This window comes from Sphingobacterium sp. UBA3519, from assembly GCF_002377215.1.
GTDB classification, from domain to species: domain Bacteria; phylum Bacteroidota; class Bacteroidia; order Sphingobacteriales; family Sphingobacteriaceae; genus Sphingobacterium; species Sphingobacterium multivorum.
Genome location: NZ_DFPI01000037.1, coordinates 174,730 through 201,101 on the forward strand (window position 1 = coordinate 174,730; position 26,372 = coordinate 201,101).

The window sequence follows — 26,372 nt, forward strand, 5'->3', positions numbered from 1 at the left end:
TTAGACGTCCTATTGCTATATTTGGCCGCCATCTAGACCATCGGTTGGCATAGTCTTAACTCAATTGATGAAAAAGCATGCCTAAAACTATTTTAAGAAATCTGCAGATAGGTTTCGGAATATCCTTGTTGATCCTGTTAGCGAGCTCAACGGCTTCTTATATTAGTATTCGTAAGCAGAGCCATAATAGTGCGATGGTCGACCACAGCCGGCGGGTCATGAGCCGCGTCAACAAAATTCTGCAGGATCTGCAGAATGCCGAAACTGGCCAGCGCGGCTTCCTGCTTACAGGTATAGACAAGTTTCTGGATCCTTACAAAACCGGCCTCCAGTCGCTGCCCCAATCGTTGAGTCGTGCGCACGATCTTACGTCCGACAATCCTGAACAGCAGCAGATAATCGATACGCTATCCACACTCGTGCAATCCCGACTGGCAAAGCTTGAAAACCTGGTCAATATCAAAAAGCGTGGTGGAATGGTCACCGTTTCGCAGCTTGAGGAGGGCAAGACTTATATGGACAGCTGCCGTTTGCTCATCAGCAAAATTATCGATCGTGAAGAACTTTTGCTCAATAAGCGTTCGGAAGAACTGAGCCGCTCTTCGGGCTATACCTCCATCTTTGTTTTGTTGGCCGCTGCTGTATCCTTATTGATTACCCTCTTCTTTTACTTCCGCCTGCGAGCGGATTTCTTTCAACGGGAGCAGCTGCAGAATGACCTGAAACGTAAAGATGAAGAGATCCAGCGGCGGCTGAGCATCACCCAGCGCATCGCAAGGGAGATAGCGGCCGGACATTATGATATGCAGATTCAGGATGGCGAACAGGACGATCTGGGCAGCCTGACGGGATCCCTCAATGAAATGGCGCGTTCGCTCAAAACATCTTTTGAAGAACTCAATAATAACAACTGGCATCAAGCTGGTCTAACCCAGTTGGGTAACCTGTTGATGGGTAATAAACAGCAGGAAGAGCTTACGGCTGTCACGCTGGGCCATCTGACAAAATATGGCAACTGTGTCAACGGCGCCATATACCTGATGGAACAAGATGAGCTTGTCTTAAGGGGATCCTATGGACTTGAAGATCCCGAACGTAAACGCTTCGCCCCAGGTGAGGGCATGGTCGGCCAGGTCTTTAAAGACAAGAAAGAAAAGTTATTCGAAAACCTCGAAGATACCGATTATGTCATCAGCTTTGCTGCTGGGAAGGTACTGGTGAACAACCTTTTTATACTGCCTGTTTTCGATGGTAACGAATGTATCGGTGTAATGGAGCTGGGCTCACTACAACCTTTTTCGAGCATTCAGCTGGCATTTTTTAGGGATGCGGTGCAAAAGGTGGGTACGACACTTGCGGCGGCCCAAGCCAGACTGGTGGTACAGAATTTATTGGAAGAAACCCAGGCACAGACCGAAGAATTGCAGGCACAGCATACCGAACTGGAATCGCTCAATTCGAGCCTCGAGATGCATACCCATAAGCTGCAGGCTTCGGAAGAGGAACTCCGCGTACAGCAGGAAGAATTGGTGCAGTCTAACCGTGAATTGGAAGAGCGCTCCAAATTGCTGGAGGATAAAAATGTGGAGATTGCCGAACGCAATCAGGAAATACAGAAAAAGGCGGCGGAGCTTGAACAGAGTACACGCTATAAGTCTGAATTTTTGGCCAATATGTCGCATGAACTGCGTACACCGCTCAATTCAATTCTGTTACTTTCACGCTTGATGGCCGAAAATTCGGATGGTAACCTGAATGATGAACAGATGGAATCGGCAGCTGTGATTCAAAGTTCGGGAAAGAGCCTGCTGACCTTGATAGACGAGATTCTGGATCTTTCCAAAATAGAATCCGGAAAAATGGATCTGGATGTACAGCCTGTATTTTTTGCCGATATAGTGAACGGGCTGACGGCTATGTTCGCACCAATCGCCGCCGACAAGCAACTCGGATTAGAAATGAGCGTTGCGGAAGGAATGCCGCTGCAGCTCGAAACAGACAAGCAGCGCCTGGATCAGATTTTACGTAACCTATTGTCGAATGCCATCAAATTTACAGCTTCGGGTAAGGTTACCTTGCATATTGACCGCGAACAATCGCAGAGAAACGGTATCGTATTTGAAGTGCGCGATACCGGAATCGGGATACCGAAAGACAAGCAGCATCTGATATTTGAAGCATTTCAACAAGCAGACGGTTCTACACGCCGCAAATTTGGCGGTACTGGGCTGGGGCTCTCCATCAGTCGGGAACTGGCGCGTCTGCTCGGAGGCGAAATCTTGCTGGATAGCGAAGAAAACAAAGGCAGTGTATTCCGGCTGATCCTTCCAGCGAAGACTTCGGATGCCGCGCCAGCTGCTTTCGGCACGGTGCAATTGTTGCCGATAGAGCTAGACTTCGCTGAAGAAGCATCTACAGCTGGAGTGCAGACTTCGCAAACAGTGAACCTGCCTGCCGATAAGACACTGGAGATACCTATTCCAGCCGATATTCCTGATGATCGCGATAGTATCGTCGCCGGCGACCGCTTTATTTTGATTGTTGAGGATGATATTGAATTTGCAAAGATTCTGCTGAAATATACGCGCCAGCAAAACTACAAGGGTATCGTGGTCGTCCGTGGTGATATCGCGGCTGAGATGGTGGCACGTTATATGCCGTTAGCCGTTCTGCTGGATATTCAGCTTCCGCTCAAAGATGGCTGGCAGGTAATGGCTGAGATCAAGGAAAACCCCAAGACTCGACACATACCGGTGCATATTATGTCTTCTTTACAGGTTAAGAGGGAAAGTCTGCTGCAGGGCGCCATAGACTTTATCAATAAACCGATGGCATTGGAGCAGATGGGGGATATGTTCCGTAAAATAGAAGATGCCCTTACGCGGCATCCAAAAAAAGTACTTATTGTTGAAGAAAATCCTAAACATGCGGCAGCGCTATCGCTCTTCCTCGGAAGTTTTGACATCGCCTCGGAGATCAAGAGCAATGTAGAAGATAGCATTGTGGCGCTGAGCTCAGACACTGCCGACTGTGTGATACTTGATATGGGGGTTCCAGACCGTGTTGGCTATGAGACATTGGAAGCTGTAAAACGGAATCAGGGTCTTGAAAATCTGCCGATTATTGTTTTTACCGGTAAGAACCTTTCGCAGGTAGAGGAAATGAAATTAAAACGGTATGCCGATTCTATCATTGTAAAAACGGCTAATTCCTATCAGCGTATTTTGGACGAAGTGGGTTTATTTCTGCATCTCGTAGAGGAAAATAATGGTTCCACTACCAAATCTCCGGGTAGACTTGGCTTTTTGCGGGACGTTCTGCAGGGTAAAAAGGTACTTGTAGCGGATGACGACATCCGAAATATCTTCTCGCTTACTAAGGCGCTCGAAAAATATCAGATGACCGTGGTCCCGGCAACGGACGGAAAAGATGCCCTGAAACAGCTGGAAGATAATCCGGATGTAGCGGTGATCCTGATGGATATGATGATGCCCGAAATGGATGGTTACGAAACGATAGCTTCGATCCGACAAGATCAGCGATACGAAAACATGCCCATTATTGCTGTTACAGCCAAATCAATGATGGGGGATAGGGAAAAATGTATTGCCGCAGGAGCGTCTGATTATATATCCAAACCGGTGGATATTGATCAGCTTTTGTCCCTACTTCGCGTATGGATGTATGGATAATAGGTATATAAGGATGATGGATTGATTATTAGTAAGGTATTAAATATAGACAATAGGGGGATACTAAAACTGCATGGATAAGAACAAAATCATATTGATTATCGACGATGATCAGAACAATATATTTGCATTGAAATTGGCCCTGAAGTCAAGAGGTTTTCAAGCGATAGGCTGCCTGTCTGCTGAAGAGGGACTTGCTCAGTTACGGGATCATGCCGGCATAGGCCTTGTCCTCATGGATATGATGATGCCCGAGATTGACGGTTATGAAGCCACTCAGCTGATTCGGAAAACAAAGAATGCCTGTGAATTGCCTATCATCGCTGTGACGGCACAAGCCATGACCGGCGACCGTGAAAAATGTCTGGCTGCAGGAGCAAATGGCTACATTTCGAAACCGATAGACATTGAACTTCTGGTGCAGCTAATAGGGGAAATAAAAGGATGATTACGGGAAAAAAAATTGTCAGCCAAGAGCAGGTGATGATGCTGATGGAGGATGTGGAGCGTCTTTATGGTTACGATTTTACCCATTATACGAAAGCCTCCTTATCGCGGCGAATCAACCAACTTTGCCTGCTGGATAATTTTGCGAGCTTTGCCGAACTGCGTTACCGTGTTGTCCACGATCCGGAATACCTGCAGCGATTTGTCGAAAAGATGACGGTCAATGTGACCGAAATGTTTCGTGACCCTAGCTTTTTTGCACATCTTCGCCAGGAAATCCTACCCAAATTGCGCACCTACGCCTTTATCCGTATATGGATAGCTGGCTGTGCAACAGGTGAAGAAGCGTATTCACTGGCCATTCTATTGCAGGAACATAATCTGCTGCACAAATCGCTGATCTACGGCACCGATATCAATCCCTCGGTGCTCGAGCAGGCAAAGAAGGCTGTCATCCCGATGGCAAATCTAAAATCCTATGTTGAAAATTATCAGCTTTCAGGCGGTAAAGCTGATTTTTCATCGTACTATACCGCGAATTATAACTGGGTGAAATTCAATCCAACCTTGCGGGAACGAATTGTATTCGCTTCGCATAATCTGGTGAATGATGCTTCTTTTAATGCTTTTCAGCTCATTCTATGTCGCAATGTGCTGATCTATTTTGACACAGAGCTGCAGGCCAGGGTATTATCGCTCTTTGATGAAAGCCTTGAGGCATTTGGTTACCTTGCCTTAGGCAGTCAAGAGACGCTGCGCTTCTCTGCGCTGGCACCCAACTATGATCAGGTGGGACACGAAAAAATATGGCGTAAGGTCAAGTAGAATCGAATACTATTTTTAACTGGATAGTATTAAAAAATTAACTTATTTAAAAAAATAAAGTATCTTAGTAGGATTGGAGGAAAAATGACTAAAATTCTTTTAGTTGATGACCACCGGCTTGTACGCAATGGGATACGCTTGATAATTGATACCCACGACAAGCTTACGGTGGTAGATGAAGTAGATAGTGCGGAGGATGCACTGATCTACCTCGAACAAAATACATTGCCGGATCTGGTTTTAACTGATGTGAATATGCTGGGGATGGATGGCATAAGTTTTATCCGTATGGCCAAAAAAATCTATCCGGATGTTAAGTTTGCCATATTATCCATGATTGAAGAGCCCGCTCAGGTAGCCGAAGCTTTTCGGAGCGGAGCGGACGGCTATCTGTCCAAGGGTGGCGATTATGATGAGATCTTGTTTGGCTTATTGCGCTTGGCGCAAGGTCACAAGTATCTGATGACTAATTTCGGTTTGCGCTTTATGGAAGATTATAATGTTGAGAGCAGTGCTACGGTCGATGTAGGTTCGCGCCTGGCACAGTATGAGATTTCCGATCGGGAGTTTGCTGTGCTGGAACTGATTGCCCAGGGTTTCACGGCAATGGAGATTGCGGATAAAATTTTTCTAAGCAAACGAACCGTTGAAGGACATCGCCAGAACTTGATGGATAAGACAAAAAGTAAGAATACGGCGGATTTGATCCGTTTCGCTTTTCAGCAGAAGCTTTTGAGTTAGCGCAGGATTTTTCGAATGGCGAAGACCTTAGGAAAGGTATCAGGAAATATTTTGCTAAAGTGAGTTATTAAGAATCGGGCTTCCATCTAAATGGAAGCCCGATTTTTGGGCGTCTTACGATCTCTTTTGTTTCTAGCGTGAATGCTAGCGTAGATATAGCCCATGTTTAAGTCGAACGTTGCCTGGATTTTTTGCTACTTCAGCTTTTTCAATTTTACCGTTTTTGTTGATAGGGGTATTACATAGCGATTCATCGCATCTTTGTTTATTCCTTCCACTTCATAATGGCTTTCTGGATTTACATTGAGCAGCATATTCGTGCTATATTGGTTCGCCTCCGTATTGAAGATCAGGGTGACGCTTCGGTCTTTTTGATCGTACTGTAATTCGGCAATTTCTCCGGCGTCGGTGGTCAGCCAAAGATTTTCTTTTGCCAGAAAGACACTCCCTTTGGAAGCTGTAGTCAGGGCAACCTTAACCAGCTGTTTTTCGGTTTTTAGATTACCACTGAAAGCCAGCCAGCCAAATTCGGGATGGTCGACAATATAGGTTCCCGAATTGACGGCATAGCCATAAAAACCGGTTCCATAATCGCCCGAGATACCATCATTGGCCAGTGTGGACGGGTAAGAGTGGAATGCTCCCGGGCCAAAGCCGTCTTGGGTGACATTGGCCAATGCACCCATCATGCCGGCATGTCCGATACGGAGTAGGTAGAAGTCGTCCGGATGATCGCGGTAGGCAGTCAGGACGGGAATGGCATTGAGGGCCGAACCATAATGATGCAGCTGCCGCTCGATACGGGAGAGCTTGCCGCCATAGACAAAATCCCAGTAACGGCGCGCACTGCCATTGTAACCCCAGTGCGGAACGGTTGGCATGTAGGCGATGATGGCATTTAGGGTGACTTGAGCCTTTTCATCGAAACCAAAAAAGCGTGACCAGAGGTATACCTCTTCCTGACCGGTAGAGTCCCAGGGCATCTCGCTTCCGAATGGATAATTGAGGGTTTTCCAATGCTCTGCTCGCTTGCGCATGGCAGCTTCAAGCTTATCGGCCATGGTGGTTAATCCTTCCTTTCGGAGGTCATTGAGGACGATAAGGAAAATACTGCCTTCCATTTGACCGAACTGTGCGTAATAAGGCGCTTTTTCGACCATGGCGATACTGGTCTGGTACGCCCGTTCGAGGTACTTGTCCCAGGTTTCCTCGTTGACCAGATTGTTGTAGTTGCGAGCAAGCCTGTACATCACCCAGTGTGCTGCCGCCACGTGTGGGTAATTGTAGGACCGCCCAATGTCGTCGGCTTCTTTTTTAGGCCAAGCAGCCCAGGTCTTCCAGTTGATGTCCGAGCGGTAGGTTCCTGCGGGCATCGAGTCGGGTTCATAATAAAAGAGGCTTTTGACAACGCCATATTTCTTGTCGCCTTCTTTATGCTGGATATGGCCATATAGCGTCTCATTGACAAAACGTTTCAATTTGGCTATTTCCTGCTGATTGGGCTGTAGTACCTGTTTCATCAGGGCGGCAAGCCAGCTTGCGGCACCGGCTTCATCGCTTAGACCCGCAAACCAGGCACTCTTATTTTGGGTGATGGGCTGCTGTTCTTCATAGTCGTAGGATATAACAGATGGTGATCGGCCAAAAATATCTTTATCATTTTCATACCACTGCTTGGTAGTGAGGAAATGGCCCAGATCTTGGACGACTTCTTTTTCAGATTTGATCACTTTATAGTGTATCGTCTGTGTAATGCCATCCCGGTAGTTGATGGTAAGCCGCGCACGTCCCCAACGATTGCCCTTCACTTCGTATTCGGTCCAGTGCTGTGCTGTACTTCCTTTTTTTGTCAGGGTCAAAGCACCTTCAGGATAGACACTGACATTTTTGACCGCTTTGCTATGCTTAACAAAAAGTTTGGCGGGATTGTCCATGGGGACAACATATCCGGGAAGCCCAACAGCAACAGGCCTATTATTTTTCAGTAACTCCGATTCAATTTGTCGGATACTTGGTGCGAGAACGAATTTTAAGGCAAAGGTCTTTGATTCCTGTGGCTTCAAGAGGGTAGAAGTCGGTGTATTCCATTGTTCTACGCCTTTCCAGTCAGTCTCAGCATGGGCCTTACTGTGGATCAGCCATTCATGAAATCCCTCAAAGGTAATACTTCGGGGGGTCGGGTCGGTATTGAGCGGATTGTAGGCTTCAAAGCCTGCATTTTTATAGGGCAATACCAATAGACTAGGTCCATTGCCATGTAGACGGTTGACCTGTAGATAACCCGCATCTTGGCCGATATAGGGATCGAAAAACACATTCTGTGCATGCGCCTGATCGAGATTTTTCCAGTCCATGTTGTTATTGAATGGAAGGGGGATGCCCAGCGCGCCAATTTCGATGGTATAATCAGTTGGATTTGAAATCTCAAAGCTAAGGATCAGGTCGCCATGGTCATCTTGCCAGTTGCGGATGACCTTTAAGGGGATGTTGTTGAGCGTAGGACTAATATCCGCGCTGGCCAGGTTGTTTTTTGTAGGACTTAGCGCCTTTACGTGCTTACGCGCTGTAGCCGATGAATAGGCGCTCCAGGAGCTATCGCCCTGACGACGCAAACTGATCGTGATATCACCGATATGAAAAAATTGATTACGGTCTCTTTTGCGCAGGAGTTCAACAGGTGTATAGTCAAAGTCTTTTTCGCTTCCGTTGGGACGAAAAGAAGATAGCGTCTGCGACGCATTGAGAATGGCTACATTGAGGTTTTTGAGGGTAAAGCTTTTGGCGCCCTCTTCTACGCCTAAGGTGGCTTGCTGCGCTTTGACTGCTTTCCATACGGGGTGTTCGTCCTGCTGGCTATATACGCTGCTTGGCAACTGTGTGCATACGAGCGTAAATAGGATCCAATAGCATTTTTTAAGATTCATTTTAGATATTTTAATACTCATTATAAGACAGCTAAGGTCAATGCTCTTACAAAGATGAAGGATTGTACCCTGTATTTATGGGTAGATTTTAACCTTCAATAGCCCATTTTTAACCAGTTAGCCCTCAAAATTTGTAATGTGATGACTGAAGTTATAAATTTAATGTTAAATAGACATTTATCGTAGATTTTATTTGTTGTAAAATCTGTTAAATGGCAATATCGTTTCTTATGTACCTGTAAACTCTTATGTACTTGTAAACCTTGTGTTATCATGAAACATCATTTTTCTTTCCCTATTTTGGCAGCAATGGTTATGTCGCTAACAGGGCTGGTGGCTCAGCCATTGAAACCGTACCAACAGCCTAATGTATTGAATCCACTGCTGCCCGGATATTTTGCGGACCCGAGCATCAAGAAAATTGCCGATACGTATTATATCTATGCGACTACGGATGGGAACGGTTGGGGCGCAGGCCCTTCGCAGGTGTGGAGTTCCAGGGATCTGAAAAACTGGACCATTCAACCCATGAACTGGCCCAATACACATTGGTACTGGGCGCCTGATATGACGCAGGGATACGACGGACGATATTACCTCTATTATAGTCAGCCTGTAGAAATTTTTGGGGCAGTGGCCGACAGCCCAACGGGACCTTGGGAACCTTTGGTAGCCGAAGGCAAATCGATGATCCCTAATTATATGATTCCAGGTGTAATCACCCTGGACGGGCAAACCTTTCGGGATGATGATGGCCGCATTTATCTATTTTGGGGGACCTGGGGAATCTACCCCGATCATGGATGTGGGGTGGGGATACTCAACAGGGATATGAAAACCTTCGACAAGACAGCATTGATCCCCAATACGGTGGCAAAGGACTTTTTTGAGGCTCCTTATATGTTTAAGCGTAAGGGCATCTATTACCTGATGTACTCCTCGGGGCATTGCGAAGATGGTACGTATCGTGTTCAGTACGTTAAAAGTAAAACCGGTCCCATGGGGCCTTTTGAATACCCATCGACCAATCCCATATTGATTACAAACGAGGATGGCAGTATAGACGGTCCAGGACATCATAGTATTCTTGAACAGGATAATCGTTATTTCATTGTCTATCACAGGCACAACAATCCACACGCTGGGGGTGGCTTCCATCGTCAGGTTGCCATGGACGAGCTATTCTTTACGGCTGACGGCGATATTGAGCCGGTGCGTGCCACACATGCTGGTGTACCGGATTTGTTTCCAGCAGTAGTAGAGCCAGTCGATTTGGCTTTTGGTAAAACCGTGACGGCCTCTTCCTGGTACAATACCGACTTTAGGCCTTCTTTTTTAGTAGACAACAACAATGGAACGCTATGGCGGGCCAAAAATAATCAGGGACCCGCCTGGGTAGCTATCGACTTAGGTAAAACAATGGATATACAGACCATATCTATTCAGTTTGAATACCCGACGTATGCCTATCGATACCGACTCGAAACCTCTATGGATGGTATCGTCTGGGAAAATTTTGTGGATCGCTCGGATAACGACCGCTGGGCGAGTCCTATTGTAGAACATGGCAAAGCTAGGACGAGATATGTTAGGCTAAATGTATTGAACAGCCAATTGAATGGACTTCCTCGTGGCGTTTGGAACATGAAGGTGTATGCACAAAAGCTTCCACAACAGACGCTATGGTCTGCAGCACAAAAGATGCCTGTGCAGGAAGTCGCAGTGGGTAATTTGATCCATATCGATGCGGCCAATTACCAGGAAGGACAATACGTAAAAAGTATTCAGAATAAAGGGCTACTCGGGGGCATGTTCAGCACGGAACAGGCCCTGGCTGTTAAAAATTATCAGGGTAAAAAGGCATTCTTCTTTGATGGTGGAACTGCGCTGCGATCGACATTCGCCGTGCCACAGTCGTTGGCTGCAAATGGCTCCTATAGTATAGGACTATGGGTCAATAATCCGGACATAGCGCGGTTTGAACAGCTGGTTGCCTGGTCGTCGGGCCAGCAGGATCTCAGTAAAGCGATTTTTGGTTATGGTACTGATGCCGGGCGTGGGGCCATCACGCATGGCTCTTGGCCTGATTTGGGATATGCATCGGTTCCGGACTCAAATGTGTGGCATCATATTGTATTTTCTTTTGACGGCTATCAGGAGTCTGTCTATGTGGACGGAAAGCTGCAGCGCAGGGAAAATAGGATGCTGTTTGTCAAGCCCGGGGATGTTTTTGTCCTGGGAGCTTCGGATGTACTGGACCAGCATTTTTCGGGCTATGTATCCAGTTTGCAGGTATATAATACAAGCTTGGATGAGGAGGAAGTGGTTAGGTTGGCCAATGAAGTGCCTAAATCGAATTTCTTTGCGCTGCAAACTGACGATTTAAACCTCGGAAAGCTCAGTACCTTGCGGAACCATGGAACAGCAAAGGATACTTTAGTGACGGTTGACGATGCGGTGGTCACGGTAGCGGGAAATAGATTGGCACTGAAAGGTAAAGCTTTTGAAAGTGCGGCGCTAAAGGAGATTCTTCAGCAGCAGCGGTATACGCTTTATTTTGATTGGTATGACGATGGTACCTGGCAGCATGCTGTGCTTGTCAATGATAAAGGAAAGAAGAGCTTTTATCGCAATGGGAAGATTGAAAAGCGCGTGTTTTCTGACAAACTGCTGCAGGTAAGTAAAAATACCCTCGAACTGGCTTATCCATTTCATTTCTTTCGCGCCTATGCTGGTACCTTAACATCGGATGAAATAGACGCAAAGTTCAGTCAGTGGAAAGAGGGCCTGGCAAAGGGACTGGACGGGTATGTTCCGCAGGTGCTTTCTCCGCCGCACCTGATCAATGCCGATCAGGTATTTGCACAGGTAGAGAAAAAGCCAGGAATGTGGTATTTATTCCGTTCTGATGGTGAGAGCTCAGGCTGGAAGCAGCAGTCTTACCACCTTTTTAAATCATCCGGACCCGGAAAATCTATCGAAGTTCTTGCGAAGGATGCCTTTGGCCATGCCAGTGAGCCGGTAGTGGAAGCGATTTCGGCGCAAAAGCCGCAATTGGTGCAGCCAGCACAGGATGAAAGCTATTCAGCCAAGGATCAGAAAATTCCTTTCTGGGATGGTTATCACTACAGTGAAAAAACCGATAGTACGCAGACAGCGCTTTCCTACCTAGCTGGAACCTGGAAAATCCAGTCCAAAAATACCAAATGGGGCGATGCAGATCTTCTAGCCCCGTTTGTTTTTAAAGAGCTGGAGGGCGATTTCACGCTAGAGGTTAAGGTAAGTGATGTGGTAGGCCTGGGCCGTAAAGTACGTACATCAAGTGAAGCTGGTGTCATGATTCAAAGCATGGATCGTAAGGATGCCTACATCAGCAATTGTATTTTGACGGGATGGAACCTGGGCAATCTTTCGCGGAGCATCGGTCCACAGATTTTTCAGGAAGAGAATACAGGAACGGGCCTTGATTTTTTGCCTTACCTTCAGGTCCAAAAGGTCGGTAGTTATTTCTTTTTGCGTTGTTCGATAGATGGTGTGGATTGGAAAGATCTGCCTGGAACACCGTTTCTACGTCCCGATCTGAACGGCAAAAGACTGCGCGTCGGCCTTTACCAGATTGCCGGTAACAACCAGTTGGGCTATGGCGAATTTGAAAGACTTTGTATCTGGAAATAAATATGATATGTCCATAAAAAAACAGCATTGAACAATGTGCAATGCCGTTTTTTTATGGAAAGTTTACTGATGAAGGATCACTTGGAGTCATTTAGCGTTAAAGTGCTGATTAATGAGTCAGCTTCAATTTTCGTTATTTGTTTGCTGTATGACCCGGTTTGCAATTTATAGCGGAGATCCACCACTTTCGCTTGTATATTATAGCGAGTCATCACTTTCAGCACTTTGGTATATTGCCTCTTTTCGGCATCGTACCCGAAAGCGAAAAGATCCAGTTCTTCCTTGATGTTGCAGCCTTTAAAATAAACATTTTTCCAACGATGTCCTAAATTGCCGATGGGATTATACCAGATGATGGAAGAATCGAGATTTCTTCTGCCCCAGCTATCGGGAATGGGATACAGGCCCAGTTTCTTACGCTGTTCATTGTAATGAACGCCATATTTTTCGGTGATACAGGTTTTGCTGAAATACGACCGGATGGAAGGATAAATGGGCAATAGAATAGCAATAAAAGATAGTACGACAAATAGATTCCGAAAAGTGGTCTTCTTCATAAGTGGTCTTTTGATGTTGCTAGGCTCGTATATTGTGCACCTTCATTGTATCTGTCTACAATGGATTTCCTGTTTTCATTTTAAATATATTAAAAAATATGGAGTGAGGCGCTTCTAAAGTAAAATTAGGGCGATCAAAAACATTATGAAAAGGTTATTGTTGTAAAAAATAAGGTATAACCTCAGGTAATGAAAATAATTCTTCTAACGCTTAGATCCTTTCTCTTTTTGTCCGTATTGCTGTTGACAGCCTGTTCGACCTTGATCAACAATGTTCAGGTACATACGTTGACAACAAATTACTGCGCGCCAAATGTGGCCTATAGATCAATTCCAATACAGGAAATCACTGCCTCGGACAGTATTCAGTTAAGGAAAATCTTTTCTTACCATGATTTTGTGCTGATCAGATATCTCAATCTGGCAGAACCTATCATCCAGTTTTTGGGGACTGCGAATAATGCTACGCTGAAATTGGCGGCCAAGCAAAAGATGATTGAAAGGTACATGCTGTTTGAGACAGAGCTGAATGCCATCGCAGCAGAGTTGGATTGTAACGGTGAGCGTATCGATAAGCTCGCAGGTTATATAGACGAACTGAATGCGAAAACGCAGACCCGTCTGACTGTGGCTTCTATACTACTGGGAGCCGTTACAGCCGTGACTGCAACCACGGTCAAAAATGATGGTCTCAACAATGGGTTGAGTATCGCTGGCGGGGGCGGCACCGCCGTATTGGGGTTTATGACACTAAACCCCAAAGGTAAAAGGATCAAGATGCAGCTGCAGCGAAATATGCTTGAAAGTATTTGGTATCAAAATAATAAGCAGCAGATCTACCCAAGCTCAGTTTGGGGAATTCTGTCCGAGAAAAAATTTAGCAACGCTGAAAATTTTTCTTTGATTGAAACAATGCGGCAGCGCTGGTTGCAATACGGTTTGGATGATGAACCGGATAGTCCCCGGCAGCAGCTTTATTTTAAGGATGGTGGAACTTTTTCAGCCGAGGAACTACATGATCTAGCCAATATGCACAATGAATTGCAGGCGACCATTCGTTCCATCCAGCAAGATATGCGAAGTTTAATACTGGCTATTCATACACTGGAATGAGGTTAAGTCCTTTCATTACTGAAATGACTAGTCACATATCTAATTTTGGTTCTAGTGGGCATTGATCTTTAGATATTTTTCAATTGCTTGCCCGATACTGTTGGCCTCGATAAATTCAACTAATTCCTGTACCAGGTTAGAAAATTCAGGATAGTCCGCGAATGATAGCTCCCAGATATCCTTATCGGACAGTAAGTCGTGAGTGGACTTTAAACCATTGATATACTGGCTCAGCTTGGGTTGGAGGTCGTCCTGAAAAACAAGCCTTCCACTGGCGGCTTCACGAATGACCAACAGATAAGCCGCAACACCAATGGCTAGACCCACTGGTGGTTTGCCCTGAAAAGAATACCATGGGGCGATCAGCGGAAACACACGCATTTTCATCTTGGTGGTATACTGTAAAACAATAGCATGCCAGCGGTGGGCAAGAAAGGGATTTTTAAAACGGTCGATCACCGCCCTGCCAAACTCTTCCCATGCTGCTTGCTCAATATGGGCATAATGCTGTAGTGTGGGGCCGATTTCGTTGAAAAGAATATGGCGGATATACCGTTCAAACGCAGGAACCTGAAAAAAGTCCTTCACATATTCTACAGAAGACAAAAGCGCGATGCCGCAGCATAGGGTATGGGTTGCGTTTAATAAACGTAGTTTGATCTCTTTGTACTGCTCGATGTTGGCTACAAGTTTAACTGCAGAATCAATTGCTGCAAATGAAAGTTGTTTCTTTACGGTTTCACTGTCTGTTTCTATTGCCCAGAGACAATATGGTTCGGCCATAATAGCGAGTAGGTCTTCATAGGGGAACTTGCTGCTCGAGATACTCCCTGGGACGATACGGTCGACGAGTGAATTGCAAAAGTGATTGGCCTCTTTAATCCAGCTGACAAATTCGGAATTAAGATTTTGCCGTTCAGCTATCTTAAGGATGACTCTTTTAAGTACCTGTGCATTGTCGGGAACGAGTTCCGTCGGAATAATAATAAGTCCTTTGCTTGGATCGCCGTTAAAATGACGGAATCTGGTATAGAGATATGCAGTTACTTTAGCGGCAAAGCTTGCCGGAGGATTACCTCCGATGTCACCTTTATCTTCGACCAGACCTGCTTCTGTGGTATTGGATAGCAAGATTTCCATCTGCGGATTTGTAGCAGTTTCCAAAATTTCTGACCAGCTTTGCTGTGCCGACAATACCCTGGAAATGGAGGCATTTACTTGCTGACGATCGACAATCTTTCCATTTGAATAACCCTGCACGCAGAGGGTATATAGCGCATCCTGTGTATTGAAAGCTGAACTGTCACCTTGGGTAGTTGATTTTACAACCAAAATTCGTCCATTAAATAGCCCTGCCTGATTCGCCCGATGGATAAAATCATCGGGTAGTCCTCTCAAAAGGGAACCTGTCCCAAACTGAATCACTTTTTCGGGTAAATCGAAAATGGAGGAGTGGGGTAGATCTATATTGTGAACAGCTATATTAATCAAATTTTCTTTAGACAGCTTCATGTGGCGTAAGATTAGATTCTAAAAATCAAAAATGATGACGCAACTATTTATGACGCGCGCATATTTATCTAAGTACAAGTCTAACGGATCTTTATCTTATTTACAAATGAAAATAATCTAGCAGCCTTTATTGGTCGATATTGTACTATTTTTGGTCGATAAGCATCCTGTCTTCGAAAGGAATAGTATGCTACTTGACCTGGATGGGACTTACCGCAAACTTTTTCTTAAATGCAGTACTGAAATGCTGCAGCGAACAATAGCCCATTTCAAATGCGATTTCAGTAACCGGTTTTTTACCCTCGAGGAGCTGGTTTTTAGCAAGCTCTAGACGCAGGTCGGAAAGATAAGAAAATGCAGTTTGATGGAATACTTCTTTAAATCCCCGTTTGAGTTTATATTCATTTAGACCGGCTATCTTTGCCAGTTCGATCAGCGAAGGTGGTGATTCCATATTTTTGACTAGATAATCGCGTGCGAATATAATCCGTTCTTTATCGTGGTCATATTTGAGGTAGGCGGAGTTTGAATGTTGGATAGTATTGAAGGACTCTGCTTGCAGGACAAGTAATTCAATGGTCTTCGAAAGAAAAAATAACTTTTTGAGATCGGCAGTGTAATTACAGTTCAAAATCGAATGAATGCAGTTCAGTTGGGATAGATCGATGTTCAAATTGGCTTTGGAAAATAGGATGGGCTTCCCTGCTACAATGCTATCGGCAAATCGTTTAAGAGATTCGTTTCCATTTTTTGATATATCCAAAAAAGCATCCTTCTGTAATTGGATCATAAAGGATTTCATTTTTAGTTCATCAAACCTCATTTTACCGGAAGCCTGTGTGCCGTAAAACAAGTTGTGCTGATTTTTTTTCAGTTCAAAAGCACCATTCATCCCATCCTGTTGGATCGATGTGCTCCCTTGTAGGTTAAAATGCATGCTTACCAGTTCGGTATCGCCTGTCCAGTCAAGTTCAACGGGCCTGTCGAGGTCGGCTTCAGTATACAGGATTTTGATCCCATCAAAAATCCACTGTTTTGACGAGAGCTCACCATTAGATAGCTTGATTTTAAAGACCTCATCTTTAAAATCACTGCCCTTAAAGCTTTCTTCGTCAAAGGCCATTTTAAATGGCTTTCCTTCGTTGGTGAATTCAAATCCCATGGTTCCCTAATTTACTAGTTTTACTCCTTTTTTTGCAAGTTGATGCGATGGAAGCGAGGTAGTTTTGTATAGAAAATTAACGATAATTCCTCAACATGCAAAATACTTTTACATTCTCCAAAGCTACCCATTGGCTATTTTATTCAATTTGTGCATACTTTCTGATGAATGGCGCCCAGCTTTGGGAGACAGCGCTCATGGTGCCTGCGTGGACAGTAGCGCCGCCTTCTTCTCTGATTGTTTTTCAGAAGCCATATGCCCTGGATTTTAAGGTTTTCTGGATTGTCATGCACAGCCTACATGAAATTATCTTTATCGTCGCTTTATGTTATAATTGGAAAATAAAAAAGCGCCGGAATTTGATGGTCGCCGTGTTTTTGGCCCATCTGAGCGTTCGGATTTGGACCTTGATCTACTTTGCGCCCACCCTGATGGAATTTCAGCGATTGCCCTACAGCGATACCGTGGACCTGATCCTGAAAGAGAAAGCCATGCAGTGGCGCAATCTCAATATTGTGCGTGTGGTCCTATTTTTTATGCTCAACTTTTTATTGATCTGCGTATTGAAAATAAAAGAAAAAGACGATGAATAAAAATACAAATATTATCCGTGTCGGAGCGATACCGCTGAAAAATATCAGACAGCAGCCTCCTCTTCCTGTAACCGATTAGTTTGTTGTCTTTTAATATCTTTGATGCCTTTACTCCCCAGCCATTCCATAAAATGATCGGGATTGTCCGGTATAAAATGGATTACCTGACCATTTTTAAGAAGTAAAGAAAATATACCGCAATTAGCGATGAATTTAATGATTTCATCAGAACGATGTTTCAATAGTGAAAAATATTCCATTAAGTTTGGTTCGTTTTTTTCTTTAAAAAATAGGTTGGGTAAGATTACCCAAAATATGCGTTAAATGGTTAATTTAAACGATTGCATAAATCAACTCAAAGATGTGAAATATTGTTGATATTTCTTCAAAAGATGAAAAATTATAAGAAATTATTTTTTTCCGTTAAATTGTTTTTCGTAGCGTGCTGATCGCTGCATTGTATAGGCCTTCCCGAAAGGCTTTTCCCATAGACTTGCTGTTTTCGTTCGAAAGGTTGGCTTTGAATCTTTAGCTAAAATCAATTAGAGATGTCCTTGATAACAGGTTTTAAACATTTTTACCCTTCTTTTAATTATTCGTTGCAAAGCCTTTTTGCGGAAAGCCATAGTTTTGCTTTGTAACCAATTGGCGAATAGCCGGTCCATTTTTTAATCAAGGATCGGTAAAATCAAAAATAAAATTCTAATGATGCATCGTATGGATGCAAAGTTATTAAGTATGGACCTGCTTAAATAGGCGGGCACCAAAAAAAAATAACCAAGTACTTGCCTCTCGGGGCAAAAAAACGTCTCTGCATTCGGCTTGAGGTAAAATATGGGGTAGATCTTGAAAGGGTAACTCAGTTGCTCAAAAAAATAATGGATGAGGACGAGCAGATTCTCTCTTCTGGGGGTACTGCTGTGCAGTTTGCACAGGTAACCTCACAGGCAGTGGTGGTCGAACTCTATTTTTGGGTCAGAATATCTAAAGACGGTGGTAGTGTCAAGAGCGGACTATTAACCAAGATTTATAACGCGTTTGCTGATGAAGGTATCGATATGGCTTTGCCGATTCAACAGGTAATGCTCAATCAAACCAATAGCGAAACAAAAGTGAAACCCAATCATTAAAGTTGCTCTGCCTGATCAAATAGAGAAGATTATTTTACCATGTTATTGACTGATGGTCGCATCAGCACATTAGTTTACGAGAGTCAACTTTTGAAGAAATGGGGTAGAATGTCCTCCTTTGGGAAGACAGAAATCACTTAAGGAAATAATAAAGTCGGGTTGTTCGTGGTTCATTGCATCGATAAAGCTTTGAGCACGGCGGTCCCCATCCTGCATCAGATCGTAATGTAGATCGGTGATAACACCGAATTTTAAGTTCTGATGTCTAACATCAACTTCTCGGTTGGAGCTGTGTCAAAGTCGGTACGCATTTTTGCAAGTTTTTAAGAATTTTTTTCGGTTTATCATGGCTTTTTATTTGATATTGATTTTGGACTTCGGACAAAACCAATGATTGTTGCACATATCGCACATATCAATGCAACAAAAAGAAATATATTGGCCGTGTTGCCTGTGTAATCTATCAGCTTACCAAACAAAGGTTCACCAACGGCCGCAAATACATACGCAAACATGTTCATCACGCCGATACCTGTTCCAACAAGTTTGGTTCCAAGCAGATCTGGGCTCAGGGTCCAGAAATTGGCTTGCGGACCATACACAAAGAATCCTGAGGTAAACATGAGTATGCCCATCAGGAGGTGATTGTGAATAGGTACCAAATAAATGAGAAGGGCAATAATGCAGCTGATCATCATACCCGCAGCGATCGATTTACTTCTGTTTTTGTTAAAGACGAGGTCTGAAATGTATCCGAAAGAAACAGCACCAAGGGCCATCCCAATGGGGATGAGTAAGGTTAACCACATATTGCCTGAAGATTCTTTGTAGTTGTTGCCTAAAAAGTGGATCGGTACCCAAAAGATTAAACCATACCGTGCCATACTTTGAAAACCGATGGCGAGCGAAGCGATCATAAAGTTGCGATGCTGAAATACATGCAGATAGGACTGCTTCCAGTTTTCTTGTTTTTCTGATGCTGCAACTTGTTCTGATGTGTCTTCCTGATCCGTGATTCCTTCTTTTTTGTCAGCAGGAGTATAGCCTTTTTTTTAGGGTCGCTGTATGCGACAAAAAGAAAGACCAATAATGCGCCGGCGAGAAATAGGATAGGATAGCGAAATAGGGTACGCCAGCTTTGTTCCTGTTGGACGAGTACCAAAGCCATCAGAAAGGTCAAAACGGAGGAGCTTCCGGCAGCCATGGTATAAAAGCCAAAAGCCTTGCCACGTTCGGAGCTGCTCCACCAATTGGAAATAAGCTTACCTCCTGAGCCCCATGCCATGGATTGGAAATAACCGTTCAGCGTCCAAAGAACCAAAATAGCTGTATAAGAACCAGCGAAACTGATGGCGAGATTACAGAGAATGGACAAGCCTCCTCCAGCGACAATCATCATTTTGGGACTCCATCGATCGGCTAGATTTCCATTGATGAGCTGGCCGATCGCATAGCCCATTAACATTGCAAAACTGATCCAGCCTACTTGCTGAAAACTGATGTCTAGCTCTTTGGCAATACCTCTTGCTGCCCATCCAAAATTGTGTCGACCTGTGTAAAAGAATAAGTAACAAAACATGGTTACAAACAACATTTTCCACTGATCTTTTCTAAATTTTCTTTCCATTAAAGCTGCTCCGTTGAGGGGTGGACGAATAAACCTGCTCGTATTGGTTTGTGCGTTAACGCATAGCTTATTGCATCATTGACTTCAGCAAGTGGGAATTCACGTTCGATCAATGATTCAAAGGGATACTTTTGCCAGTTTTCAATGATAAAGTCTACAGCGACAGAGAAATCGGTATAGTTGTAATTATGCAGTCCTTTGATCGTGAGCATCTTTCGAATTACTTTTTCGGCGTCTATCCCAGTAGAGCGCTGCTTAAACACGGCACCTACGAGAACATCATTCCCATGGAGCACCAATGTATCGATGCCAAGCTCCATCGCCTCTGGCGAGCCGCTCATGTCGATAAATCGGTCTATAACTGTAGCTTCTAATGCTGTGCTGGATGTGGTTTCACGTAGATCTATTGTAGCTGTCGCGCCAAATTTTTTAGCGAGTTCTAAACGTGCAGGATTAGTGTCAGAAGCGATGATACTTTTAGCACCCATTTCCTTGCACATGGCAATGCTAACCAGTCCCAATAATCCAATGCCTGCAACATGAATGTTTTTTTTCGTAATGGTCTCTGCCAGGCGAAGGGCTCCTGCCGAAGTAGCAACAGCACAATTGATGGTGGCAGCTACTGCAGGAGAGATATCTTTTGGAAGTACTCGTATGCAGGTATTTGGCCGTAAGATGATATGGGTTGCCAATCCACCATGAAGGTCATCCATTTCGGTTATCTGACGGTGACCATATTTGTAGATCTTATCGTTTTCCTGCGGAATCTCCGGCTGATAATTGGCACTATTGGGATCACTGGAAAAAACAGTCCAGGTAATTAGGTCGCCAATCTGTAGCTGATTGCCTCGTGCATCAAGTCCGCTATGATCAGAAGAAATCGCTGCGATAACGCCCACAATCTCATGACCTAAAATCGTAGGACATGGTTCGTTTCGCAACCCACAATAGGTATGAAGATCACTACCACAAAGAGTGGTATAGCGTATGTTGACCAAAATTTCGCCATCTTTCAAAGGTGGAATAGGTTTGCTCACTTTAGCGAGCGTCGTATTAGCTTGATCAAAAACGTAATATGTTGCTAGTTGTTTCATTTTGCATAAAAATACATAAGTTATGCGATACTAAACAAAGTTTATTTATACTATATTTTCAAATGATTAAGTTTTTGTGAATAAGGTCAACGATTGATCAAAATTAATGAGATTCGTTTTAAGGTAAATTTTTTAATTAGCACGTGATTGTTTAGCTTTGATATTCCATTAGTCATTATTATTAATTTATTACCTAAAAATTGTGCAAAGCCAAACTATTATTACTTTACTTATTGTTGGAATAGTCATCAGTAAAACGCTGATAGGTGTACTGATCTACTTTTTAATCCGAAAGAACCAGTTGCTAAAGGTCGAACAGCTCAAATTAACGACTGCCAACAGTATCCTCAGTGAACAGGCAATTTGTATTCATCATTATAATGAGGAGTTAAAAATTGCTGAGAGTTTCAAGACTAAAGTCCTATCCATTGCATCGCATGATCTCAGGGCACCATTTGCATCGGTCGAAATTTTGCTGGCGATTGATGATATTTCTCTCGTTGATAAGGAGGATCTTAAACTCATTTTTTTAAATCTAAAAGGTCAGGTGGCCAGATCGCGGACGATGTTGGAAGAGGTTTTACTTTGGACAGAATCACAACTTCGAGATAAGCTTGAAAATACAGAGAACTGTAATATTCGCGATCAAATTGATGCGGTATTGGGAATCTATGCGCTAGAAATCCAACGTTTCAATATACAGATCATAAATTCGGTGAATCCAGATTTTTGCGCGCATACACATAAAGGAACTCTCGCTTTTGTGCTAAGAAATGTGATTAGCAACGCCATTAAATATGGACGAGTCGGCGGTAGCATCGTGCTGCAATTGATCGATGACCAAAGCGATCGATGGGAGCTTACCGTTAGCAATGATGGGGAAGAACTTTCATCAGAAGTCCTCCACAATTTAAATTTTGTTAATAGCTGGGACCGTAAAAGATCTGAAAACAAAAATGGTGCAGGGTTGGGTATCTCCCTCTGTAAGGATTTGATCAAACGGATTGATGGAAAAATGCAGTTCGAGAATCAGCATGGTATAGGCGTTTCTGTTCGGATCTCGTTTCCGCGGAAGGCTTATCAGGCTGTCTCTTGATAACAATCAATCTACTATAAAAGCCCGATCTATATCGGGCTTTTTTTATGAAGAATTAAATGACAAACTTAGTTTTTTATGAATGATCAGTTGGTATGAAAGATCCGTAAACCAATCATTTTGAGTCTTTTCCAGACGAAAAACACCTCAAAGGTCTTAAAAAAGTTTTACTTCTTTAGAGCTTCTAGCATAAAAAGTCCTTCAGTTTCGAAAGGGAGTTCAAGAATACGATTTTGGGCATCCATATCGACTTTAATAGAACCAAATCCAACTGCTTCCAATAGTTCGATGTCTTTGGCAGGACGTTGATGTGCACTGATGTCTAATGCCGATTTGATGTCATTGATCTGATCTATAGCGCCCGATGGACATTCATCGTGCCTTTCGGTACTAAAGACCGTTTTCCCAAAATCGGCATCTAGGTTGATCATTTTTCCGCCCGGCTTGAGCACACGTTCCATCTCGCGGTAGCATTTTTCGAGATCGGGGATGGTCCACGTCATCAACCTGGTGAAGACGAAGTCAAAGGTGTTGGCTTCAAACTGTAGTACTTGCGCATCCATGACCCGATAGTCTACGCGAAGTTCTAGTTCTTGGCTGACGAGTTTTGCATATTCAATCATCTGCGGGGAGAGGTCAACGGCAGTAACCTCAAAACCCGCAAGGGTCATAATGTTGGCGAAATATCCCGTAGCAGTACCGACTTCAAGTACCTTATTGCCCGAAGCCTGGCTACGGACGGACTTGAAAAACGCTAGCCAGCGTTCGGTCTCCGGCCTGGACCAAGCTTCATCCCTTTCCTTGCGCCAGGAGCTACTACGGTCATTCCAATATGCTGTTATTCTTTTAATCATCGCAATAGTGTTAACAGGTACAAATTTATCCATTTTATCAGCAACAATTGCTGGAATTTATGTCATATCTCCGATCAGTTTGTTTTGGATTTTTATTCTGCTTGCCTCAGCTGCGGACATAAATATCACCCAGCCAATCCACAAACGTAATATTAAATAATAAGCAATACCTGTTGAATGTTGCACGACGACGTGGGTGAATTTGCCCAGGAAAACAAATTTTAGCTGTTTTTTGATTGTTTTAGTTCATCAATCGTCCGGTTGTATCGATCATAAATAACTTTTTCAGGTTCAAAATTTGGATTAGGTTTCCAATATTCTTCGATCTGAATCGTATTTTCCCTTAAGGTGGTCTTTGATCTCAGTAATGTACCTTTTCCATGGACTTCGTTTATGTCAACAGGGTTGATGGAGGAAAAATTTTTTTCTAGCATTTTCGGGATTTCGCGAAAATTGATGCAATTTTCGTAAATAACGACCTTTTTACTTCTTTTTATCAAGGGTAAGAGAACTTTCGCTATCCATCCTGGCTTTTCTGACGCGATTTGAATTGCCGGTTGTGTCAGATAAAAGCTGAACTCCGCCTGATCGTCGCTGTGGTAGTTGCAGTAGATAATGGTCTCGATAATTTCCCAGGAGATAAATTGGGTTGTTTTTAGCAAGGGGATTTGATAGGATATGCCTTTATGATCGGATGTTACACTTTCCTGTTGGGCAATCTGTCGTGTTATGGTTTTCTCGGATACTCGAAATCCAAGGGTCATACCGTACAGGATAATACCGGGGAATAGTATGAAAAGTACAGAAACGACATAAGCCCCCACAATTTTGCTGCCATGAACCATCATGAATATTGTCAAAGCTATTCCGATACAGATAAACAGCCCAAGTAATAATTTAATGACTAAAAGAGGATTAAACTTCATTTGTTCAAAGCGCGTGATTTTTAGCTAAATGTACTAAAACTTCTTGATGTTTTAGAAAACATTTGAGCGTTTTGAAAAGAGGCAGTTCGTTGCTGGTATGTCAATAATTAGTATATTTGCTGCACTAGCGATACATGAAAGCGAAACAATTGATATGGATTCTACTGCCGCTGATGCTCCTGCAGAGCTTCTCGTCGGTATGGCTATGGACTGTTTTTGAATTTAACAGAGATTATATTGCTAAGAATGAGTGTATCAATCGATTCAACGAAAAGGCACTTTCCTGTAGAGGACAATGTATCTTGATGAAGAAAATGCGTGAACATGAGGAGAAGGAACAAAAGAACCTGGAATCTCGTATAATCGACGTTGTATTTATCAATAATCAGCAACGTTTTAACCTTGATATCGCTTTTTTTGAAGAAGCGGCTGCGGAAACCTTACTTCCAGCATATCAGGCAAACTATAGCTATAGACCAATCTTTACTATTTTTCATCCACCTTTGGTTTAAGTCATTTTGCTTTTCGTACGGGCTGTCGGCATATTGACTGATGGCAGGTACTGTCTATTTTCAAAAGATTTAAATTAATACATATGAATTTATATTCCCGTGTCGGGACTGTCGGGGGCGTAATCTTACTGCTACTCGCATTTTCAGTTGCTTTTTCAACTTCACCCTGTACTGCCGATCATTCAAAAAAGAACGGTAAGAAAGCTACGGATTTTATCTTGCCTAAGGAATCCGATCTGGTCCGTATAGCGGATACTGTTTGGGATGTTACCAATTATACCATATATGCGGATGCCAAACTCAACAATAAATACCATACCATTTATCTGCGTTTAAGAGATACCTCGGGAATTCCGATCAATGACAAATCCCTTGATTTCTATCCAGAAATGAGTATGGGACGTATGAAGCATGGAGGCCCCTTTGAGCATCCCGTCGCGCTCGGCGAAGGCTGGTATAGCAGCCCAATGGTTTTTATTATGGCGGATATCCCGCAGATGGGGAAGGGCTGGCAATTACATACGATACGTAGTCACAATCGCATAAAAGATACACTTGCCATCAAGATTCCGGTTACTGCAGCAGCAACCATGCGAACAATGAGCTCTGGAACCAGAGACGATAGCCGCGTATTTATTTCCTGCCTATTGCCTGATAGCGTAAAGCAGGGAAGGCATCCCATCCGATTTTTAATGAATAAAATGGATGGTCATCATTTTCCGGTATTAGATCATTATGTCATTAAACTAAAGACCAATAGGCCTACTACGGAAACGGGGTCTTCGGAAAATTTTGCTGCTGAAAGTACAGGTAATGGTTACTATGAAGGCACTGTTAATTTTTCTATGCCTGGTCGTTGGGAAGTCATTGTCGAACTATGGAAAGCGGGCAAAAAATCAAATCAGGATGATATAAAATATCTAGTGCAGGTCACTTAATACAAACAGAATTTATTTTACCAATATACTTAAAAAATAAAAATGAAAAAGAGAATCAACGTAATCCTAGGCTGTTTCGGTTTTGTAGCTATACTGGCGTGTAGCGGAAATGAGGCGACAAAAGTCAAGAAGGAAAATAGTGCCCAGCAACCTTCCGCAGTTGAGTCTGGGACCATGCTCGATTATAAAACCGAGGGGCCCAAAGGGGTGGGAACTATTTCTTCCTTCGAACACAAACCTTTTGATGCGCAGCTTGCAAATAGGGGCGTAGAACTATTTGTGTCGAAATGTGCAATGTGCCATAGTTTTGATCGTACATTGGTAGGTCCATCGTTGGACGCTGTCATCAAACGTCGTACCCCGGAGTGGATTATGAACATGATGCTAGATCCGGCATCCATGCTGGAGAAAGATGCTGACGCGAAAGCACTGAGTAAGGAGTATGGGTCGCCAATGATTAGTTTGGGCTTGAAGCAAGAAGAGGCACGTGCTATTTTAGAATATTTGCGCGAACGTAATAGCACTACAAAATAGATCGGATCAATGAAGTCTCAACACTGTAGATGGTGGTTTTGAATGACAATGGCTTGGGCAATATGTGTGCAGGCAACCAATCTGTTGTGGGCATTTATTGAATTTGAGTGCAATCGTACCTATATCGAGCAAAACCTCTGTGTCAATCGTTTTGAACCGGCAGTGAGCTGTAAAGGCTTCTGTTTCCTTAGCGAAAAGACGGTTGAACAAAAGGATGTGAACAATGTGCTCGCCAAAATGAAGGGGATTGAAATATTGGTCTTTGTGCAGTATGTGAAGGAAGTCTTGCTGTACTCTCCAATAGTACCTGCTGTGAAAACTGTCTATCCGAAAGACTTTGTCTCCGATACCTTCGGAGGTATACTGCCTGAAGTTTTTAGACCGCCAATCATTTGATTATTCCACAAATATTTTTTCACA

23 protein-coding genes are annotated in these 26,372 nt (G+C 43.6%); 13 read left to right on the forward strand and 10 right to left on the reverse strand.

Annotated elements, in window-relative coordinates:
* Positions 1-77 precede the first annotated feature (77 nt).
* The 4 genes from B3297_RS23585 to B3297_RS23600 all read left to right on the forward strand — a co-directional run bounded on the left by B3297_RS23585 (position 78) and on the right by B3297_RS23600 (position 5,705).
* The gene (locus tag B3297_RS23585) at positions 78-3,692 is read left to right on the forward strand and encodes a response regulator (protein WP_286779602.1); all 3,615 of its coding nucleotides are present in this window, start codon (positions 78-80) and stop codon (positions 3,690-3,692) included.
* Between the two features lie 73 nt (positions 3,693-3,765).
* Positions 3,766-4,140 carry a response regulator gene (locus B3297_RS23590; protein ID WP_159333172.1) on the forward strand — a complete coding sequence of 125 codons (375 nt, stop codon included), beginning with the start codon at positions 3,766-3,768 and terminating at the stop codon, positions 4,138-4,140.
* Complete coding sequence (locus tag B3297_RS23595; protein WP_286779603.1) at positions 4,137-4,964, forward strand: CheR family methyltransferase; 828 nt, start codon at positions 4,137-4,139, stop codon at positions 4,962-4,964. The genes B3297_RS23590 and B3297_RS23595 overlap by 4 nt, the downstream gene beginning before the upstream one ends.
* Before the next feature lie 84 nt (positions 4,965-5,048).
* Positions 5,049-5,705, forward strand: a complete 657-nt coding sequence (locus B3297_RS23600; protein ID WP_286766651.1) for a response regulator transcription factor — start codon at positions 5,049-5,051, stop codon at positions 5,703-5,705.
* 194 nt (positions 5,706-5,899) lie between these two features.
* On the opposite strand, the gene B3297_RS23605 is transcribed toward B3297_RS23600, so the two are convergent.
* Positions 5,900-8,629: a DUF5695 domain-containing protein gene (locus tag B3297_RS23605; protein ID WP_286779604.1), complete on the reverse strand. Its 2,730-nt coding sequence runs from the start codon at positions 8,627-8,629 to the stop codon at positions 5,900-5,902.
* Between the two features lie 273 nt (positions 8,630-8,902).
* On the opposite strand from B3297_RS23605, the gene B3297_RS23610 reads away from it, so the two are divergent.
* Entirely contained in the window at positions 8,903-12,304 is a 3,402-nt protein-coding gene (locus tag B3297_RS23610) for a family 43 glycosylhydrolase (RefSeq protein WP_286779605.1), read from the forward strand.
* A 77-nt stretch (positions 12,305-12,381) separates the two neighbouring features.
* Here the strand turns inward: B3297_RS23610 and B3297_RS23615 are convergent, their stop codons facing one another.
* Positions 12,382-12,861 (reverse strand): hypothetical protein, encoded by a 480-nt coding sequence (locus B3297_RS23615; RefSeq protein ID WP_286766648.1) that lies wholly within the window; start codon positions 12,859-12,861, stop codon positions 12,382-12,384.
* A gap of 189 nt (positions 12,862-13,050) precedes the next feature.
* On the opposite strand from B3297_RS23615, the gene B3297_RS23620 reads away from it, so the two are divergent.
* Positions 13,051-13,974, forward strand: a complete 924-nt coding sequence (locus tag B3297_RS23620) for a hypothetical protein (RefSeq protein WP_286766647.1) — start codon at positions 13,051-13,053, stop codon at positions 13,972-13,974.
* Positions 13,975-14,025: 51 nt separating this feature from the next.
* Here the strand turns inward: B3297_RS23620 and B3297_RS23625 are convergent, their stop codons facing one another.
* Both B3297_RS23625 and B3297_RS23630 read right to left on the reverse strand, forming a co-directional pair.
* A complete protein-coding gene (locus B3297_RS23625; protein ID WP_286779606.1) occupies positions 14,026-15,486 on the reverse strand; it encodes a tagaturonate reductase in 1,461 nt (486 codons plus the stop codon).
* Positions 15,487-15,676: 190 nt separating this feature from the next.
* Complete coding sequence (locus B3297_RS23630; protein WP_286779607.1) at positions 15,677-16,648, reverse strand: helix-turn-helix domain-containing protein; 972 nt, start codon at positions 16,646-16,648, stop codon at positions 15,677-15,679.
* Between the two features lie 95 nt (positions 16,649-16,743).
* Between B3297_RS23630 and B3297_RS23635 the strand changes: the two genes are divergently transcribed.
* Entirely contained in the window at positions 16,744-17,241 is a 498-nt protein-coding gene (locus B3297_RS23635; protein WP_286766644.1) for a transposase, read from the forward strand.
* 44 nt (positions 17,242-17,285) lie between these two features.
* Here the strand turns inward: B3297_RS23635 and B3297_RS23640 are convergent, their stop codons facing one another.
* The gene (locus B3297_RS23640) at positions 17,286-17,501 is read right to left on the reverse strand and encodes a hypothetical protein (RefSeq protein WP_115050329.1); all 216 of its coding nucleotides are present in this window, start codon (positions 17,499-17,501) and stop codon (positions 17,286-17,288) included.
* A gap of 525 nt (positions 17,502-18,026) precedes the next feature.
* On the opposite strand from B3297_RS23640, the gene B3297_RS23645 reads away from it, so the two are divergent.
* Positions 18,027-18,371: a mechanosensitive ion channel gene (locus B3297_RS23645; protein WP_172462489.1), complete on the forward strand. Its 345-nt coding sequence runs from the start codon at positions 18,027-18,029 to the stop codon at positions 18,369-18,371.
* Positions 18,372-18,715: 344 nt separating this feature from the next.
* Here the strand turns inward: B3297_RS23645 and B3297_RS23650 are convergent, their stop codons facing one another.
* The 3 genes from B3297_RS23650 to B3297_RS23660 are packed head-to-tail and all read right to left on the reverse strand — an operon-like array spanning position 18,716 to position 21,092.
* Complete coding sequence (locus B3297_RS23650; protein ID WP_376745385.1) at positions 18,716-19,288, reverse strand: MFS transporter; 573 nt, start codon at positions 19,286-19,288, stop codon at positions 18,716-18,718.
* Complete coding sequence (locus B3297_RS23655; protein WP_115050389.1) at positions 19,285-19,998, reverse strand: MFS transporter; 714 nt, start codon at positions 19,996-19,998, stop codon at positions 19,285-19,287. Before B3297_RS23655 ends, B3297_RS23650 begins: the two co-directional genes overlap by 4 nt.
* Positions 19,998-21,092 (reverse strand): zinc-binding dehydrogenase, encoded by a 1,095-nt coding sequence (locus tag B3297_RS23660; RefSeq protein WP_286779608.1) that lies wholly within the window; start codon positions 21,090-21,092, stop codon positions 19,998-20,000. Before B3297_RS23660 ends, B3297_RS23655 begins: the two co-directional genes overlap by 1 nt.
* A 202-nt stretch (positions 21,093-21,294) precedes the next feature.
* Here B3297_RS23660 and B3297_RS23665 point away from each other — a divergent pair, with 202 nt between their 5' ends.
* Positions 21,295-22,188: a sensor histidine kinase gene (locus B3297_RS23665; protein ID WP_070568121.1), complete on the forward strand. Its 894-nt coding sequence runs from the start codon at positions 21,295-21,297 to the stop codon at positions 22,186-22,188.
* A gap of 167 nt (positions 22,189-22,355) precedes the next feature.
* Here the strand turns inward: B3297_RS23665 and B3297_RS23670 are convergent, their stop codons facing one another.
* Together B3297_RS23670 and B3297_RS23675 are read right to left on the reverse strand one after the other, a co-directional pair.
* Positions 22,356-23,042 (reverse strand): class I SAM-dependent methyltransferase, encoded by a 687-nt coding sequence (locus B3297_RS23670; RefSeq protein ID WP_167450492.1) that lies wholly within the window; start codon positions 23,040-23,042, stop codon positions 22,356-22,358.
* A gap of 221 nt (positions 23,043-23,263) precedes the next feature.
* Complete coding sequence (locus tag B3297_RS23675) at positions 23,264-23,968, reverse strand: hypothetical protein (RefSeq protein WP_286779609.1); 705 nt, start codon at positions 23,966-23,968, stop codon at positions 23,264-23,266.
* 134 nt (positions 23,969-24,102) lie between these two features.
* Between B3297_RS23675 and B3297_RS23680 the strand changes: the two genes are divergently transcribed.
* From B3297_RS23680 to B3297_RS23695, 4 genes are all read left to right on the forward strand, one after another.
* The gene (locus tag B3297_RS23680; protein WP_115050395.1) at positions 24,103-24,480 is read left to right on the forward strand and encodes a hypothetical protein; all 378 of its coding nucleotides are present in this window, start codon (positions 24,103-24,105) and stop codon (positions 24,478-24,480) included.
* An 83-nt stretch (positions 24,481-24,563) separates the two neighbouring features.
* Positions 24,564-25,418 carry a FixH family protein gene (locus B3297_RS23685; RefSeq protein ID WP_286779610.1) on the forward strand — a complete coding sequence of 285 codons (855 nt, stop codon included), beginning with the start codon at positions 24,564-24,566 and terminating at the stop codon, positions 25,416-25,418.
* 42 nt (positions 25,419-25,460) lie between these two features.
* Positions 25,461-25,952 carry a c-type cytochrome gene (locus B3297_RS23690; RefSeq protein ID WP_286779611.1) on the forward strand — a complete coding sequence of 164 codons (492 nt, stop codon included), beginning with the start codon at positions 25,461-25,463 and terminating at the stop codon, positions 25,950-25,952.
* A gap of 48 nt (positions 25,953-26,000) precedes the next feature.
* Positions 26,001-26,348 carry a hypothetical protein gene (locus tag B3297_RS23695; RefSeq protein WP_286779612.1) on the forward strand — a complete coding sequence of 116 codons (348 nt, stop codon included), beginning with the start codon at positions 26,001-26,003 and terminating at the stop codon, positions 26,346-26,348.
* Positions 26,349-26,372: the final 24 nt, after the last annotated feature.

Excerpts from the sequence above, each read along its gene's own strand:
- B3297_RS23650 (WP_376745385.1), bottom strand. The coding sequence starts at position 19,288 with ATGATCGCTTCGCTCGCCATCGGTTTTCAAAGTATGGCACGGTATGGT.
- B3297_RS23610 (WP_286779605.1), top strand. The coding sequence starts at position 8,903 with ATGAAACATCATTTTTCTTTCCCTATTTTGGCAGCAATGGTTATGTCG.
- B3297_RS23635 (WP_286766644.1), top strand. The coding sequence starts at position 16,744 with ATGCAAAATACTTTTACATTCTCCAAAGCTACCCATTGGCTATTTTAT.
- B3297_RS23655 (WP_115050389.1), bottom strand. The coding sequence starts at position 19,998 with ATGGAAAGAAAATTTAGAAAAGATCAGTGGAAAATGTTGTTTGTAACC.
- B3297_RS23625 (WP_286779606.1), bottom strand. The coding sequence starts at position 15,486 with ATGAAGCTGTCTAAAGAAAATTTGATTAATATAGCTGTTCACAATATA.
- B3297_RS23615 (WP_286766648.1), bottom strand. The coding sequence starts at position 12,861 with ATGAAGAAGACCACTTTTCGGAATCTATTTGTCGTACTATCTTTTATT.
- B3297_RS23630 (WP_286779607.1), bottom strand. The coding sequence starts at position 16,648 with ATGGGATTTGAATTCACCAACGAAGGAAAGCCATTTAAAATGGCCTTT.
- B3297_RS23680 (WP_115050395.1), top strand. The coding sequence starts at position 24,103 with ATGAAAGCGAAACAATTGATATGGATTCTACTGCCGCTGATGCTCCTG.
- B3297_RS23695 (WP_286779612.1), top strand. The coding sequence starts at position 26,001 with ATGGCTTGGGCAATATGTGTGCAGGCAACCAATCTGTTGTGGGCATTT.
- B3297_RS23640 (WP_115050329.1), bottom strand. The coding sequence starts at position 17,501 with ATGGAATATTTTTCACTATTGAAACATCGTTCTGATGAAATCATTAAA.
- B3297_RS23675 (WP_286779609.1), bottom strand. The coding sequence starts at position 23,968 with ATGAAGTTTAATCCTCTTTTAGTCATTAAATTATTACTTGGGCTGTTT.
- B3297_RS23620 (WP_286766647.1), top strand. The coding sequence starts at position 13,051 with ATGAAAATAATTCTTCTAACGCTTAGATCCTTTCTCTTTTTGTCCGTA.
- B3297_RS23585 (WP_286779602.1), top strand. The coding sequence starts at position 78 with ATGCCTAAAACTATTTTAAGAAATCTGCAGATAGGTTTCGGAATATCC.
- B3297_RS23600 (WP_286766651.1), top strand. The coding sequence starts at position 5,049 with ATGACTAAAATTCTTTTAGTTGATGACCACCGGCTTGTACGCAATGGG.
- B3297_RS23605 (WP_286779604.1), bottom strand. The coding sequence starts at position 8,629 with ATGAATCTTAAAAAATGCTATTGGATCCTATTTACGCTCGTATGCACA.
- B3297_RS23660 (WP_286779608.1), bottom strand. The coding sequence starts at position 21,092 with ATGAAACAACTAGCAACATATTACGTTTTTGATCAAGCTAATACGACG.
- B3297_RS23685 (WP_286779610.1), top strand. The coding sequence starts at position 24,564 with ATGAATTTATATTCCCGTGTCGGGACTGTCGGGGGCGTAATCTTACTG.
- B3297_RS23595 (WP_286779603.1), top strand. The coding sequence starts at position 4,137 with ATGATTACGGGAAAAAAAATTGTCAGCCAAGAGCAGGTGATGATGCTG.
- B3297_RS23670 (WP_167450492.1), bottom strand. The coding sequence starts at position 23,042 with ATGATTAAAAGAATAACAGCATATTGGAATGACCGTAGTAGCTCCTGG.
- B3297_RS23690 (WP_286779611.1), top strand. The coding sequence starts at position 25,461 with ATGAAAAAGAGAATCAACGTAATCCTAGGCTGTTTCGGTTTTGTAGCT.
- B3297_RS23590 (WP_159333172.1), top strand. The coding sequence starts at position 3,766 with ATGGATAAGAACAAAATCATATTGATTATCGACGATGATCAGAACAAT.